Raw genomic sequence first — 14,953 nt, forward strand, 5'->3', positions numbered from 1 at the left:
GGACAACTTGATGAACGCATCACCGACCGGCAGCGATGCCCAGGCCTTGATTGCCCGACTGGACTGGGCGAACAGTCCGCTCGGCGCCGCCAGTACCTGGCCGCAAAGCCTGCGAACCGCCGTGGATATCGTGATTCACTCGCCAATGCCGATGTTGCTGCTCTGGGGCCCGCAGCTGACGCAGATCTACAACGACGGCTTCGCCCTGCTCGCGGGCAGCAAGCATCCGCACGCTTTCGGACAGCCTACACACCAGATCTGGCCAGAACTCCAGGACTTCACCGACCCGATTTACAGCGCCGTCCTACAAGGCCAGGTGCGAACCTACAGCGAGCAGCGTTTCACCTTGCAGCGCAACGGCAAGGATTCCGACTTCTGGCTTGATCTGACTTATAGCCCGATCCGCGACGAGAATGCCCAGGTCGCCGGAATTCTGGTCACCGCCATCGAAACCAATGAACGACGGCGCATCGCCCTGGAACTTGAACAGCGCTCGGCCGCCAGCCTCAAGGCACAGCAAGACACCGAGGAGCGCCTGCAACTGGCGCTCTCTGCCACCGACGCGGTGGGCACCTGGGATTGGGATATCGGCGAGGACCGCTTCATCGCCGATGCGCATTTCGCCCAACTGCACGGTATCGATCCGGCCATGGCCGGCCAACTGCCGATCAGCGATTACCTGCACGGCGTCCACCCCGAAGACCGCGCCATGATCGCCCGCAGCATCAAGCACTGCATCACCCACGGCACCGAATACGCCGAGGAATATCGCCTGCTGCAGCCAGATGGCCAAGTGCGCTGGGTGTTTGCCCGCGGGCGTTGCTACAAGGACCATCACGGCCGGCCGATCCGTTTCCTCGGCGCGGCCCTGGACCTGACCGAACGCAAGAATACCGAGCAGGCCCTGCGTCAGAGCCAGACCGAGTTGCAGTTGATCATCAACGCCATGCCGATTCTGATCAGCTATGTCGACCGTGAGGAACGCTTTCGCCTGAACAACGCCGCGTATCTGGACTGGTACGGCCTGACACCACAGGAGCTCTATGGCCGCACGGTTCGGGAAGTCCTGGGCGATGAGGCCTACGCCCTGCGCGCCGAGCACATCGCCCAGGCATTGAGCGGCAAACCATGCTGCTTCAGCCTCAATACGCCGCACCGTGACGGCAGTATCCGCCATGCCTTGATGAATTACTTGCCACGTCACGGTGCCGATGGCTCGGTAAACGGTTTCTACATCTTCGTGATCGACGAAACCGAGCGCAAGCAGACCGAAGAAGCCCTGCGTAACCTCAACGAAACCCTCGAAGAGCGCGTTGCCGCCCGCACCCGGCAACTGGCCGAAAGCAATCAGCGTCTGCAAAACGAGATGGTCGAGCGCGAACGCGCGGAAGACGCCTTGCGCCATGCGCAGAAGATGGAAGCGGTGGGCCAGCTGACGGGGGGTATCGCCCATGACTTCAACAACATGCTCACCGGGATCATCGGCAGCCTTGACCTGATGCAGCGCTACATCGCCGAAGGGCGCACGGAAGAAATCGGCCGCTTCACCGAGGCGGCGGTGTCCTCGGCCAACCGCGCCGCCGCTCTTACCCATCGCCTGCTGGCGTTTTCCAGGCGCCAGTCGCTGGATCGCAAACCGCTGAACGCCAACGATCTGATCCATTCCCTGGAAGACCTGCTGCGGCGAACCAAGGGCGATCACATCGAACTCAAGTTGCAACTGGCCGAAGATGCCTGGCCGGTCAGCACTGACGTCAGCCAACTGGAAAACGCCCTGCTCAACCTGGTCATAAACGCTCGGGATGCCATGCCCGATGGCGGTGAGCTGCGTATCGAAACCGCCAACGTCTACCTCGACAGCAGCGACATCAATACGCTGGAACCGGTCAAGGCCGGCGATTACCTGATGATCGCCGTCACGGACAACGGTACCGGCATGACCCCCAAAGTCCTGGCCAAGGCGTTCGATCCGTTCTTCACCACCAAACCCATCGGTCAGGGCACCGGGCTTGGGTTATCGATGATTTATGGCTTTGCGCAACAGTCGGGCGGCCACGTCAGCCTGTTCAGCCTGCCGGGCCAGGGCACCAGTGTGCGCTTGTATCTGCCGCGTCTGCGTGTCATGGAACCCGAAGATGTGCTGTCGCCGGTGATCAGCGAAGCGCCACCGGCCATTGCCGGGGAAACCGTGGTGTTGGTCGAGGATGACCCAGCGGTGCGCATGTTGGTGCGAGACCTGCTCAAGGAACTGGGGTATCACGCACACGAAGCCGAAGATGCGAAATCCGCCCTGCCCTTGCTGGAGTCCGACATGCGGGTCGACCTGCTGGTGACGGATGTCGGCCTGCCGGGCATGAACGGTCGGCAATTGGCGGAAATCGCCCGCCAGTATCGTCCGGCGCTGAAAGTGCTGTTCATGACCGGGTATGCGCAGATGGCGGCCGAACGTCAGGGCTTTCTCGAAGAAGGCATGGACATGGTGGCCAAACCGTTCTCCATTGATCTGTTGGCCAACAAGATTCGCACGATGATCGGCCAACCCCGCTGACTTAAGGCATAATCGCGCGCCCCGCCGTCAACACCGTTACAAGGTATCTACCCCATGAAAGCTCAAGCCCGCCACATTCTGGTGAAAACCTCGGAAGAAGCCGAGCAGCTCAAGCAACGCATCGCCAAGGGCGAGGCCTTTGATGTGTTGGCCAAGAAATATTCCACCTGCCCGTCCGGCAAACGTGGCGGCGACCTGGGTGAAGTGCGGCCGGGGCAGATGGTTGGGGCGATTGATGCGGTGATCTTCAAGAAACCGTTGCGGGTGGTGCATGGGCCGATCAAGAGCAAGTTCGGGTATCACCTGGTGCAGGTGTTTTACCGGGATTGAGAGGCTGGCTTTCTGGCCGCATCGCTGGCAAGCCAGCTCCCAGTGATTTGTGGGTGGCCAGAGATGTCAGCCACACCAAAAAACCTGTGGGAGCTGGCTTGCCAGCGATCCGATGGCGCAGCCATCGGCCATGCCACTGTTATCCTGGAATCAGCGCCCCAGGCACCTGAATCACCTGGCTCGCCAACCGATGCCCCGCCTCGGCAGCCTCCACCGGGCTCCCGCCCCTGAGCCGCGAGGCCAGATACGCCGCACTGAACGAATCCCCTGCCGCCGTGGTATCCACCACCCGCTCGACCTTCTGCGCCGGCACTTCAAATGACTCACCAACACAGCGAATCAGGCACGCTTCGGCACCTCGCTTGAGCACCACTTCCGGCGTGCCGATCTGCTCGTACGCGGCGAACACCGCCTCGCAATCGGCAAAATGGAACAGCGCCTGTTCGTCATCGACGGTCAGCAACGCCAGATCGACATACGGCAAAACGCTGCGGTAGGCCGCCCGCGCATCCTCCAGCGAAGCCCACAGCCGTGGCCGATAGTTGTTGTCGAAGACGATTCGCGCATCACGCTGACGGGCTTCGATCAAGGTTTCCAACAGTTTTCCCCGACCTTGTACGCCAAGGACCGCGAGCGTGATGCCGCTAAAATAAAGCACATCGTAATCCGGCAACGCCGCCAGGATCGGCGCGGCGGCCGGGGTGGTGAAGCAATCGCGCACCGCGGCTTCATTGCGCCAATAAAGGAAACGACGCTCGCCGGCGGCATCGGTCTGAATGCAGTACAAACCCGGCAAACGCCCGGGTAAACGCTGAACCATGTCCAGGCCGATGTTTTCTTCGGCCCAGCTCTGGCACATGGCATCGCTGAAACTGTCGTCGCCCAGCGCGGTGACATAGTCGACGCTACCAGCATTGCCGAGCTCACGGGCCAGGTAGACCGCGGTGTTCAAGGTATCGCCGCCGAAGCTTTGTTGCAGGCTGCCGTCGGCGCGCTGTTGCAGCTCGATCATGCATTCGCCGATCAGGGCGATGCGCGGGGTGTTGGGGCCGAGGGTGTTGATGGTGTTCATTAGGGTGGAGGCTCTCTCAAACGATCGTACCCACGCTCTGCGTGGGAATGCATCCCGTGACGCTCTGCGTCACATTCGCAAGCAGGACGCGGAGCGTCCCTGGCGGCATTCCCACGCAGAGCGTGGGAACGAGCAGGTGTGGTTAGAAACAGGTTTCCATGGTCTCGATAACGCTCAACTGCTCATCCACCAGACACCCCATGCGCCACTTGTCGAACGTCAGGCACGGGTGCGAAGTGCCGAACGAAATAATGTCACCCACGCGTAGTTCTACCCCCGGCGCCACGGTCATGAACGCGTGCTGGTCCATCACCGCCGTCACCTTGCAGGCACCGACATCGTCGCCCTTGGCTGGCACCACGCCAGCCTTGTAACGCAGCAGCGGCACCGGCAAACCGGCGTCGTAGGCCACATCGCGCTTACCCAGGGCAATCACCGCGAAGCCCGGCTCCGGCAAGGACTGCACGTGCGCCCAGACTTCCAGCGCCGGGCGCAGGCCTTCGTGCAAATCACTGCGACGGTCGAGGACGCAGCATTGCGCTTCTTTGTAGATGCCATGGTCGTGGGCGACATAACTGCCCGGGCGCAAGACGCTGAGGAAACGCCCTGCGGCGTTCTGCGCCTCGAACTCTTCGGCAATCAAGTCATACCAGGCCGAGCCGGACGCGGTGATGATCGGCTTGGCGATGGCAAACGCGCCGCTGTCCTGCAACTGCACTGCCAGGCGAACCAGCGAGCCTGCAAACGCTCGAATCCCGCTGACCGCGTGATCACCGTGGATCACGCCTTCGTAACCTTCGATCCCGGTCAAGGCCAGTGCCGGTTGCGCAGCGATGGCCTTGGCCAGATCCAGCACTTGCTGCTCGCTGCGGCAACCACAACGTCCACCGACCACACCGTACTCGATCATCACGTTCAACCGAACGCCGCGCGAGGCGAAATAGGCGCCGAGGTCAGCGACGTTGTCCGGGTGGTCGACCATGCAATAGAAGTCGAACGCAGGGTCAGCCAGCAGATCGGCGATCAGCGCCATGTTCGGCGTACCGACCAGTTGGTTGGCCATCAGCACCCGATGCACGCCATGGGCGTAGGCCGCGCGGGTTTGCGTGGCGCTGGCCAGGGTGATGCCCCAGGCGCCGGCGTCCAGTTGCCGACGAAACAGCGCCGGGGTCATGCTGGTTTTGCCGTGGGGCGCCAGTTCAGCGCCGCTGTTGCTGACAAAGTCCTGCATCCAGCGGATGTTGTGTTCCAGCGCTTCACGGTGCAGCACCAGCGCCGGCAGGCTGACGTCGCGCACCAGGTTGGCGCCAATGTGGGCAAAGCCCTTTTCCACGGCGGCAGTATTCTTGGCAGAAGACATGGTCGAACTCCTCACATTCGCGGCCGCAGGCAGCCGCTTTATTCGTTGATGCGACGGGCCAGGCTGTTGGCGCTGTCGATCAGCACCCGGCGGTAGTCGTTGTAATTGTTCTTGGCATCGGCTCGCGGGGCGACGATGCACAGGGTCGCGATGGCTACGCCGTTCGGGTCTTTGACCGGGGCGGCGAAGCAATGGGTAAACGTGTCGGCGACGCTATCGAAAGAGAAAAAACCCTCGCGCCCGGCCTGACGAATTTCCGCCAGGAATTGCTCCAGCGGCAAGCGGTCGCCGTCGGGCAGGATGAAGTCGTCGTGGTCGATCAGCTCGACGATTTGCTGGTCACTGAGGTGCGCCAGCAACAGGCGCCCGGACGCGGTCCAGGGAATCGGCGCGTTCTCGCCGATATCCGAGGAAATACGAAAATGCCGCTCGCCCTCTTTCATCAACGCCACGGTGTATTTGCGTCCGTTGAGCAGGCACATCTGCGCGGTTTCATGGGTCTGGCTGACGATCTCCTGCAAGGCGAGATCGGCCTCGCGGGTCAGATCGAAATGACGCAAATGCGCCTGCCCGAGGAAGTACAGCTGACGACCGAGGTAGACGTGGCCGTCCTTGCCCACCGGCTCCAGAATCCTGCGTTCGAGCAATGAAGCCACCAGTTCGTAGACCGTGGATTTTGGGCTGCCGATGCCATTGGCGATATCGTTCGGGCGCAGGGGCTGGCCGACTTCCTTGAGGAAATCGAGGATATCGAACGCCCGGTCCAGACCGCGTGCCCGGCGCTTGATGGTGTCTTCAGTCATGTCAGTGCTTCCCCTTCAAAATGCCGGGAGTTTACCGAGTGTGCAGTGTTGACTGTGAGGCCGCCATCGCTGGCAAGCCAGCTCCCACAGGGATTTAGGGTGTGCCGACAATCTGTGGCAATACACAACACCTGTGGGAGCTGGCTTGCCAGCGATGCAGTCACCGCCGGTTCAGGCCTTTTTCTTGTAGGCAATGCAGTCGATCTCGACCTTGCAGTCGACCATCATGTTCGCCTGCACGCAGGCACGGGCCGGGGCGTGTTCCGGTTTGAAGTACTCGGAAAAGACCTTGTTGAAACTGCTGAAATCCCGCGGATCCTCCAGCCACACGCCGGCACGCACCACATCTTCCAGGCCATAACCGGCCTCTTGCAGAATCGCGATCAGGTTCTTCATGGTCTGGTGGGTCTGTTCGACAATGCCGCCCACAATGATCTCGCCATCCACCGCCGGCACCTGCCCGGAAACGTGCAGCCAGCCATCGGCTTCAACGGCGCGGGCGAAAGGACGGGGCGCGCCGCCAGCGGCGGTGCTGCCGGTGCCGTAACGAGTAATGCTCATGAGTGTTTCTCCTGATTGATAGTTGAAAGATCAAAAACGCGTATTTTTGAGAAATTCCGCCAGACGCGGCGATTGCGGGCGTTCGAACAGTTCCTTGGGTGGCCCCTGCTCTTCGATCCGCCCCTGATTCATGAATACGATTTTGTCCGAGACCTCGAAGGCAAAGCGCATTTCGTGGGTCACCAGCAGCATGGTCATGCCGTCTTCCGCCAGGCCCTTGATCACGTTGAGCACTTCGCCCACCAACTCAGGGTCGAGGGCCGAAGTGACCTCGTCGAACAGCATCAGGCTCGGGTTCATCGCAATCGCCCGGGCAATCGCCACGCGTTGTTGCTGGCCGCCGGACAACTGCCCGGGAAAGTGGTCGCGGCGTTCCAGCAGGCCGACCCGCTCCAGCCATTTCTCCGCCAGGGCCACGGCCTGGTCCTTGTGCAGCTTTTTGACCTTGAGCAACCCGAGGGTAACGTTCTGCAACGCAGTCAGATGCGGGAACAGATTGAATTGTTGGAACGCCATGCCGGTCATCGCGCGATGGCGGGCGATGACTTTTTCCGGGTGACGAATGCGCTTGCCATTGACTTCGTCATAACCAATGGACTCGCCGTCGAGCAGGATCTGCCCGCCCTGGAATTCTTCAAGCATGTTCACGCAGCGCAGCAAGGTGGTCTTGCCCGAACCGCTGGAACCGATCAGCGTCACCACGTTGCCGCGCTGCATGCTCAGGTCAACGCCCTTGAGCACTTCGAGCTGGTCATAACGCTTGTGCAAGCCGCGAATGTCCAGCAGCGGCTGGCCGTTTTGACTATTGGATTGAGTTTGAGTCATGGCAAGGCCACCCGCTTTTCAATGTGCCGGCCGAGTAATTCGATGCCGTAGTTGATGACGAAGAACAGAAAACCGGCGAACAGATAGAACTCCAGGGTCATGAAGGTTCGGGCAATGACCTGCTGGGTGCTGAGCAGCAACTCGGCCACGCCGATCACCGACAATAGCGTCGAGGCCTTGACGATCTCGGTGGACGAGTTGACCCAGGTCGGCAGGATTTGCCGCAACGCCTGAGGTAACAGTACGTAGCCCAGGGTCTGGTTGAATGTCAGGCCTATGGCCTTGCTCGCTTCCATCTGCCCACGGGGCAGTGCCTGCAAGGCACCGCGCACGATCTCGGCGACGTGGGAGCCGCAAAACAGCGTCAAGCCCAATGCACCGGCCTGAAACGCACTGATCTGCCAGCCCAATGCCGGGGCCATGTAAAAGCAGGCGAGCACCAACACGAACACGGGCGTGCCGCGAATCACGTCCACATAAAAACGAAACGGCGCGCGCATCCAGAACTTGCCGTAGGTCAGCACCAGTCCGGCAAACATACCGACCACCGTGCCCAGCAAAATCGCCAGTGCCGACACCTGCACACTGGTCAAGAAGCCTTGCCAGAGCGGCTCGCGCGCGATCCACAACTCATGCAACCAACTGGGGGATTCGTACATGGAGCCTCCTATCGGCGGATTGCCAGACGCTGCTCGAGATAACGCAGCAGCATGGCAATGAGGTAACAGGCCGCGACATACAGCGCCGTAGTCACCAGCCAGGTTTCGATCACCCGGTAGCTTTCGACATTGATCTTGCGCGCGTAATAGGTCAGCTCCGGCACGGCAATCGCCGCCGCCAGCGAGGTGTCCTTGAACAGCGAAATGAAGTTGTTCGATAACGCTGGCAGTACGTTGCGCAGCATCACCGGCACGGTGACATAGGCCTTGACCTGCCATTCCCCCAGGCCGATCGCCAGACCCGCTTCGCGTTGGCCCTTGGGAATGCTCAACAAACCACCGCGGAACACTTCGGTCAGGTACGCCCCGGCATACAACGACAAGGTAATGATGAACGAGGGAATCTTGTCCAGACGAATCCCCAGGCTCGGCAATGCAAAGTAGATCAACAGAATCAACACCAGAATCGGCGTGTTACGGATCACCGTCACATACACCGAAGCCAGCACCCGCAACGGGCGGTGCTTCGACAACAAAGCAAACGCCATCAGCAGGCCGATCACGCAGCCGATGGCGATCGACACCAGCGCCAGCTCCAGGCCCAGGACGAGCCCCGCCAGCAAGGTGTCGAAATCGCGCCACACGGCGGCAAAGTTCAACTGATAGTTCATGGTCAGCAGTACCTGAACGGGGCGATTCAGAACCGCCCCGCTCTCACGGGATCATTGAAATTCGACGGGGAAACCAATCTTTGGCGAAGGCAGATCCACACCGAACCATTGCTTGAATGACGCGGCGTAAGTCGGGAACTCGACGCCGGTCATGGCCTCATGCAAGGTGGTGTTGACGAAGTTCAGCCAGTCCTGATCGCCGCGCTTGACCGCACAGGCATAGGTCTGCGGGCTCCAGGCGTAAGCCGGGCTGCGGTAGCGACCGGCGTTCTGCACCATCAGGTATTTCACCGAAGACTGGTCGGTGGCCGCCGCGTCGGCGCGACCGGAGTTCACGGCCTGGTACATCAGGTCAACGCTGTCGTATTGGTCGACCTTGGCATTGGGCAATGCCTGATGCACCAGCTCTTCGGCGTAGACATTCTGCAGCACCGCCACGGTCAAGCCGTCGCCAGCGGCCTTCATGTCTTCGATTTCCTTGTACTTGCTGTTGGCCGGCAACAGCAGGCCAACGCCTTCACGGTAGTAAGGCAGAGTAAACGCCACTTGCTGCGCACGACTGGCGGTCACGGTGATGAACTGGCAGCTCATGTCGACCTTGTCGGTCAGCAGGTTGGGAATCCGCGCATCGGATGACTGCACAACAAACTCGACCTTGCTCGGGTCGTTGAACAGCCCTTTGGCCACCATGCGCGCGATGTCGATATCAAAACCCTGCAATTTGCCATCTGCACCCTGGAAGTGCCACGGCGCATTAGTGCTGCCGGTGCCCACGATCAACTTGCCGCGGGCCAGGACACTATCGAGCTTGCCGTCTGCCGCCTGGGCCACGCCCATGGCAGCAGCAGAAGCCGCGAACAGAAAAACACACGCTTTGAACAACGAAGGTCGGCGATGCATGGCAAGCACTCCAGAATGATGTTTATTCCGCTATACCGGAACGTGGTATGTAACAACGGAATAGACAGCAGAAAGTGTGCCACAGGATGTGCAGGGAATGTAGGGAGATTGAAAAGTGTTTTGAATCAGGGGGATGCGTACATGCGAAAGAAAGGGTTACCAAAACGAATCAAATAGAAACCGCTACCATCGGCTACAGCCGTCGGGAATCTGATTCACAACAGGGCCCAAGAGAATCAATCAGGTGCATTTTTGTATCGTGGTGATTGATAAGAGTGAGTCGTCTGGCGGTCTGCAATCGCGGGCAAGCCCGCTTCCACAAGCTCAGCGTATAACTTGTAGGAGCGTGGCTTGCCCGCGATGAGGGCATTGGCATCAATACAACATCTACGCGCCAATGCGCGCCAGCCGAACCCGCGTCACCCGCCGCTCTTCCACCGACAACACGGTCAAGCACCAGCCTTCCCATTCGTGGCTGTCGCCGATCATCGGCAGGCGATCCAGCAAGCTGACCACCAGACCGGCGAGGGTCTGGTAGTCGTCGGTAGGCTCGGCAGCAAACCCGGTGTGCTGTCGAACTCGCGCCAGGTTCAAAGCGCCGCTGACCACAAACCCGCCCTTTTCCTCGACCACGTCCGGCCCTTCGATTTCGCTGGCATCGGGTAATTCACCGGCGATCGATTCGAGGATGTCGGTCATGGTCAGCACACCGACGAAGTCGCCGAACTCGTTGACCACGAATGCGATGTGCGTCGACGCCTTGCGCATCTGCTCCAGGGCGTTGAGGATCGAGTAACTCTCCAGCAGGTTGATGGTCTGACGCGCAAGATGCGCAAGATCCGGTTGGTTACCTGCCAGGAACTCTTTCAACAACTCCTTCTTGTGTACGAAACCCAGCGGTTCATCCACCGCACCGTCGCGGATCAGCGGCAGGCGCGAGTAAGACGAATGCATCAGTCGCGTGCGAATCGCCTCGGCGTTGTCGGCCAGGTCGATATGATCGACGTCGGCGCGCACGGTCATCAACGTGCGGATCGGCCGCTCGGCCAGTTGCAGCACGCCGCTGATCATCACCCGCTCGCGGCGATCGAACAGCGCTTCGCTGGGCGCCTCGCCGTTGTCGAGCATGTCGGCAATTTCCTCGCCGACTTCTTCCACCGCCAGTTTGCGCCCGCCCAGCAGGCGCATCACCGCGTGGGCGGTGCGCTCACGCATCGGTCGCAGGCCCATCATCGATCGTTTGCGGCGAGCCCGGGCGATCTGGTTGAACACTTCGATCAGGATCGAGAAACCGATGGCTGCATACAGATAGCCCTTCGGAATATGGAAGCCCAGGCCTTCGGCAGTCAGCGCAAAGCCGATCATCATCAAAAAGCCCAGGCACAGCATGATCACCGTCGGATGCGCGTTGACGAACCGGGTCAGCGGTTTGCTGGCGACGATCATCAAACCGATGGAAATGATCACGGCGATCATCATCACCGCCAACTCATCAACCATGCCCACTGCGGTAATCACCGCATCGAGGGAGAACACCGCATCCAGCACCACGATTTGCGCGACGATTGGCCAAAACAGCGCATAGGCGGCGTTGGAGGAACGCTCACCGACGTGTCCTTCGAGCCGTTCGTGCAATTCCATGGTGGCCTTGAACAACAGGAACACACCACCGAACAGCATGATCAGGTCGCGCCCGGAGAAGCTCTTGTCGAATACCTCGAACAGCGGTTGGGTCAGGGTCACCAGCCAGGAAATACTCGCCAGCAAGCCAAGACGCATCAGCAACGCCAGGGACAAACCGATGATCCGCGCACGATCGCGCTGGTGCGGCGGTAGTTTGTCCGCGAGGATCGCGATAAACACCAGGTTGTCGATGCCCAGTACCAGTTCCAGCACAATCAGCGTCAACAGGCCCAGCCATGCGGTGGGGTCAGCTAACCATTCCATAAAAACGTCTCGATCTCTTCAGTGGATTCAGAATGCCGGGCACGGCAAGGCACGGCACAGACGCCGAGGAACTGCAATGTCATGGGAAAACGCAAGCCAAAAGACCGGGTGCTTCGCGTGCATCAAGACCGCGCGATGGCGCGTGGGGAAAGGATAACTGGGAGGCTCCGTGAGGGTGTTCATGCAAGTCCTGAAAGGAAAAAGAACTTGGATCGTACAAGCAATAGCGACTGTTCCTACAGCCGGAAATCATTTCAAGATCTGTAGCGGCTATGAATCTTCGGTATTTCGAACAACGCGATGCTTGCGCACTCAAGCATTTTTTACGCGATCGATGTACTTGATCACCGCCGGCGACCTCTCGAACCGCCGATGAACCAAGGCCAACCAGGAAATCACCTGGCAATCCGCAATCTGCCGATACACCACGTTCGGCAAACTGACATGGCCGACCACGGACTCCGGCACCACCGCCACGCCCTGCCCCAGCGAAACCAGGGCAATCACCGCGACCAACCCACCCGGCTGCGCCCCCAGCCTGGGTACAAACCCACCCTGCGCGGCGACTTGCAAGGTGCCGACCACTTGCTCGGGAAGAATGAAGTTTTCGTTCTGCAGATGCACTGAATTGATCATCGGCAAACGGTTGAGCCATGAATCGACCGGTAGCGCCAACACAAAGCCTTCCTCGTTGAGCCGCACACTTTCGATACCGTCGGGCAACGTCAACGGGCAGCGGATGTAGCCGAGGTCGAAACGTCCCTCGAGGATCATGTTCGGCAGGCTGGCCATCGGGCTCTCCCGCACATTGAGGCTGACGTCCGGGAATTGGCAAGCAAACCCCTGCACTTGTTTTTGCAGCACTCCTGAGTACACCGCCGACGCCACATAACCGAGTTCGATGTGTCCGACTTCACCGCGACCGGCACGTTGTGCATTACGTTGGGCAGACTCGAATTGCCGGACCGTGGCTTCAGCCTCGATTACCAGCGCCGCGCCGGCTTCGGTCAGGCTGACGTCCCGCGACTGACGAAAAAACAAGCGCGCGCCCAACTCCGCTTCCATGTCTTGAATCTGCCGGGTCAGGGTCGGCGGCGCGATGCCTAATTGCTCGGCGGCGCGGGTGAAATTGCGATGGCGAGCGACGGCGAGGAAATAGCGGAAGTGGCGGATGTCCATGGGGGGCATTAGCTCAAAGGTAATGAAGTGATGAGGCGCGCCTAACAACTACACTGTCAGCCAGGGATAAGCTGCTCGAACCGTCACAGTAGAGAACCCTTGCCATGCCCGTCAAACCCACGCCAAGTGCACGTCAGACCTTACTGACCGCATCCGCCGTGTGCTCGCTGATCGTGCTCGACACCAACATTGTCGCCGTTACCTTGCCCAGCATTGCGCGTGACCTGGGGGCCAATTTCGCCGACATCGAGTGGGTGGTCAGCGCCTACATGTTGGCGTTCGCCGCGTTGCTGTTGCCGGCCGGTAGCCTGGCCGACCGTTTTGGTCGCCAGAAGACCCTGATGTGGGGCCTGGGAATTTTCATCGTTGCTTCACTGGGCTGCGGTGCGGCTCCGAACGCCCTGTTTCTCGACATCGCACGCGCGATCAAAGGCGTCGGCGCCGCACTGCTGTTGACCTCGGCGCTCGCAGCCATCGGCCACACCTTTCATGATGAAGCCGAACGGGCCAAGGCCTGGACATTCTGGGGTGGCTGCATGGGCGTTGCGATGACCGCCGCGCCGACCCTCGGCGGACTGATCACCGAATTCGTGGGCTGGCGCTGGATTTTCTACCTCAACCTGCCAGTGGGCTTGTTCCTGATGTACAGGGTCTGGCGCGCGGTGCCGGAATCACGCGATGCGCAAGCAGCGCGCCTTGATCCCTGGGGCAGCCTCGCCTTCAGCGCCAGCCTGCTGTGCCTGATCTGGGGCCTGATCGAAGCCAATCGGATCGGTTGGAGCAACCCGGTCACTTATGCGCGCCTGATCGGTGGAGCAGCGTTGTTGGGACTGTTCGTGGTGATCGAACGTCTGCAACAGCGCCCGATGATCGACCTGCAGTTGTTCCGTCATCCGCGTTTCATCGGTGCGCTGCTCGGCATGTTCGCGTACGCCGCGTGTGCTCAGGTCATGATGACCATGCTGCCGTTCTACTTGCAGAACGGGCTGGGGTTCACCGCGATTTCGGCGGGCTTGGGCATGTTGCCGTTCGCCGTCACCCTGCTGATTTTCCCGCGCATCGGTGCTCGGCTGACGGGGCGGATCACGCCGGCAAACATGATGGCCATCGGGCTCACCCTGGTAGGCTGCGGCAACTTGCTCAGTGCCTGGGCGGTCAACAGTGGCGGTTATCTGCCGTTCGCCCTGGCGATTGCCGTCACCGGTGCCGGCGCAGGTCTGCTCAACGGCGATACGCAGAAAAACATCATGGCCTGCGTCCCGCGGCAACGCACCGGCATGGCCTCGGGCATGAGCACGACCATGCGCTTCAGTGCGGTGATGCTGGCCATCGGCGTGTATGGCGCGCTGCTCGCTGGCCACACTGAACAACAGCTGCACTTCGGTTTGTCGAGTCTGGCGCCGGAGTTGCTCGAACAGTCAAAGGATGTCGCCTCGCGGGTGGTCGCCGGTGATATGAACGCGGCGATGAGTCTGTTGCCCGAAATCGCGCGGCCGCTGGTCGAAGCCTTGGCCCGGCAGGCATTCGTCGCGGGGTTCAGTCTGTTGTTGTGGGTGGCAGGACTCGCGGCTTTGCTCGGTGCGCTGGTGGTGGGGACGTTGATGCGCAAGCCGATTCCAACCCCTCAGACTGCTTTAGTGCCTGAATGACCCGAGCACCCGCTCGGCATTCGCGTCACAAGCCATGCCTTCCGGCCGGGCCTGAATGTTTTCGATCAAACCCTGCAACTGCGCCTTGCTTTGCGCCAGGTGCCGTTGCATGGCTTCGATCTGTTCGATTTTGCGATGCAGGCCGACCATCAACTCATCATGCTTGAACGCCCCCGTCACCGTGTCCGGTAACAGTTGCTTGAGTTCTTCGAGGCTGAACCCGGCCTGCTGGGCGCACTGGATGATTTGCAGGGTTTGCAGGACCTGTTGCGGGTATTGTCGATAGCCGTTCGCCGAGCGCTGAACCTGTTGAATCAAACCTTGAGCCTCATAAAAGCGAATGCGCGAGGCGCTCAATCCGCTCAGCAGTGCCAATTCACCGATTTTCATTGCGACCTCATTTGCCTGCTTGACATTAAAGTTAACTTTAAGCTTAGCCTCTACTCTTC

General features: G+C 60.3%; 14 protein-coding genes. 3 read left to right on the forward strand and 11 right to left on the reverse strand.

What is annotated here, in order from left to right; translation table 11 throughout:
• Positions 1-10 precede the first annotated feature (10 nt).
• Positions 11-2,548, forward strand: coding sequence for a PAS domain-containing hybrid sensor histidine kinase/response regulator (locus tag ASD60_RS04270; RefSeq protein ID WP_056852798.1), 2,538 nt, complete (start codon positions 11-13; stop codon positions 2,546-2,548).
• Between the two features lie 54 nt (positions 2,549-2,602).
• Entirely contained in the window at positions 2,603-2,878 is a 276-nt protein-coding gene (locus tag ASD60_RS04275) for a peptidylprolyl isomerase (RefSeq protein ID WP_007933743.1), read from the forward strand.
• A 139-nt stretch (positions 2,879-3,017) separates the two neighbouring features.
• Here the strand turns inward: ASD60_RS04275 and ASD60_RS04280 are convergent, their stop codons facing one another.
• From ASD60_RS04280 to ASD60_RS04325, 10 genes are all read right to left on the reverse strand, one after another.
• Entirely contained in the window at positions 3,018-3,950 is a 933-nt protein-coding gene (locus tag ASD60_RS04280; RefSeq protein WP_056852799.1) for a sugar kinase, read from the reverse strand.
• A 142-nt stretch (positions 3,951-4,092) separates the two neighbouring features.
• Entirely contained in the window at positions 4,093-5,310 is a 1,218-nt protein-coding gene (locus tag ASD60_RS04285) for an amino acid deaminase (protein WP_056852800.1), read from the reverse strand.
• 38 nt (positions 5,311-5,348) lie between these two features.
• Positions 5,349-6,113, reverse strand: coding sequence for an IclR family transcriptional regulator (locus ASD60_RS04290; protein ID WP_056852801.1), 765 nt, complete (start codon positions 6,111-6,113; stop codon positions 5,349-5,351).
• Between the two features lie 171 nt (positions 6,114-6,284).
• On the reverse strand, positions 6,285-6,674 hold the full coding sequence (locus ASD60_RS04295) for a RidA family protein (RefSeq protein WP_056852802.1): 390 nt from the start codon (positions 6,672-6,674) through the stop codon (positions 6,285-6,287).
• Between the two features lie 30 nt (positions 6,675-6,704).
• Entirely contained in the window at positions 6,705-7,499 is a 795-nt protein-coding gene (locus ASD60_RS04300; RefSeq protein ID WP_056852803.1) for an amino acid ABC transporter ATP-binding protein, read from the reverse strand.
• Positions 7,496-8,158: an amino acid ABC transporter permease gene (locus ASD60_RS04305; RefSeq protein ID WP_056852804.1), complete on the reverse strand. Its 663-nt coding sequence runs from the start codon at positions 8,156-8,158 to the stop codon at positions 7,496-7,498. The genes ASD60_RS04300 and ASD60_RS04305 overlap by 4 nt, the downstream gene beginning before the upstream one ends.
• Before the next feature lie 8 nt (positions 8,159-8,166).
• The gene (locus ASD60_RS04310; protein ID WP_056852805.1) at positions 8,167-8,829 is read right to left on the reverse strand and encodes an amino acid ABC transporter permease; all 663 of its coding nucleotides are present in this window, start codon (positions 8,827-8,829) and stop codon (positions 8,167-8,169) included.
• A gap of 51 nt (positions 8,830-8,880) precedes the next feature.
• A complete protein-coding gene (locus ASD60_RS04315; RefSeq protein ID WP_056852806.1) occupies positions 8,881-9,729 on the reverse strand; it encodes a transporter substrate-binding domain-containing protein in 849 nt (282 codons plus the stop codon).
• Positions 9,730-10,116: 387 nt separating this feature from the next.
• Positions 10,117-11,676 carry a TerC family protein gene (locus ASD60_RS04320; RefSeq protein WP_056852807.1) on the reverse strand — a complete coding sequence of 520 codons (1,560 nt, stop codon included), beginning with the start codon at positions 11,674-11,676 and terminating at the stop codon, positions 10,117-10,119.
• A gap of 312 nt (positions 11,677-11,988) precedes the next feature.
• On the reverse strand, positions 11,989-12,855 hold the full coding sequence (locus ASD60_RS04325; RefSeq protein ID WP_056852808.1) for a LysR family transcriptional regulator: 867 nt from the start codon (positions 12,853-12,855) through the stop codon (positions 11,989-11,991).
• Between the two features lie 104 nt (positions 12,856-12,959).
• Between ASD60_RS04325 and ASD60_RS04330 the strand changes: the two genes are divergently transcribed.
• On the forward strand, positions 12,960-14,504 hold the full coding sequence (locus tag ASD60_RS04330) for an MFS transporter (RefSeq protein WP_056852809.1): 1,545 nt from the start codon (positions 12,960-12,962) through the stop codon (positions 14,502-14,504).
• Here the strand turns inward: ASD60_RS04330 and ASD60_RS04335 are convergent.
• Positions 14,490-14,894, reverse strand: a complete 405-nt coding sequence (locus ASD60_RS04335; RefSeq protein ID WP_056852810.1) for a MerR family transcriptional regulator — start codon at positions 14,892-14,894, stop codon at positions 14,490-14,492. The two genes, ASD60_RS04330 and ASD60_RS04335, sit on opposite strands and share 15 nt — an antisense overlap.
• Positions 14,895-14,953 lie beyond the last annotated feature (59 nt).

It is taken from the genome of Pseudomonas sp. Root562 (genome assembly GCF_001427125.1).
In the GTDB taxonomy this organism is placed as follows: domain Bacteria; phylum Pseudomonadota; class Gammaproteobacteria; order Pseudomonadales; family Pseudomonadaceae; genus Aquipseudomonas.

Coding starts and splice junctions, on each gene's coding strand:
- ASD60_RS04290 (WP_056852801.1), bottom strand. CDS start 6,113: ATGACTGAAGACACCATCAAGCGCCGGGCACGCGGTCTGGACCGGGCG.
- ASD60_RS04280 (WP_056852799.1), bottom strand. CDS start 3,950: ATGAACACCATCAACACCCTCGGCCCCAACACCCCGCGCATCGCCCTG.
- ASD60_RS04310 (WP_056852805.1), bottom strand. CDS start 8,829: ATGAACTATCAGTTGAACTTTGCCGCCGTGTGGCGCGATTTCGACACC.
- ASD60_RS04270 (WP_056852798.1), top strand. CDS start 11: ATGAACGCATCACCGACCGGCAGCGATGCCCAGGCCTTGATTGCCCGA.
- ASD60_RS04285 (WP_056852800.1), bottom strand. CDS start 5,310: ATGTCTTCTGCCAAGAATACTGCCGCCGTGGAAAAGGGCTTTGCCCAC.
- ASD60_RS04315 (WP_056852806.1), bottom strand. CDS start 9,729: ATGCATCGCCGACCTTCGTTGTTCAAAGCGTGTGTTTTTCTGTTCGCG.
- ASD60_RS04300 (WP_056852803.1), bottom strand. CDS start 7,499: ATGACTCAAACTCAATCCAATAGTCAAAACGGCCAGCCGCTGCTGGAC.
- ASD60_RS04320 (WP_056852807.1), bottom strand. CDS start 11,676: ATGGAATGGTTAGCTGACCCCACCGCATGGCTGGGCCTGTTGACGCTG.
- ASD60_RS04325 (WP_056852808.1), bottom strand. CDS start 12,855: ATGGACATCCGCCACTTCCGCTATTTCCTCGCCGTCGCTCGCCATCGC.
- ASD60_RS04330 (WP_056852809.1), top strand. CDS start 12,960: ATGCCCGTCAAACCCACGCCAAGTGCACGTCAGACCTTACTGACCGCA.
- ASD60_RS04275 (WP_007933743.1), top strand. CDS start 2,603: ATGAAAGCTCAAGCCCGCCACATTCTGGTGAAAACCTCGGAAGAAGCC.
- ASD60_RS04295 (WP_056852802.1), bottom strand. CDS start 6,674: ATGAGCATTACTCGTTACGGCACCGGCAGCACCGCCGCTGGCGGCGCG.
- ASD60_RS04335 (WP_056852810.1), bottom strand. CDS start 14,894: ATGAAAATCGGTGAATTGGCACTGCTGAGCGGATTGAGCGCCTCGCGC.
- ASD60_RS04305 (WP_056852804.1), bottom strand. CDS start 8,158: ATGTACGAATCCCCCAGTTGGTTGCATGAGTTGTGGATCGCGCGCGAG.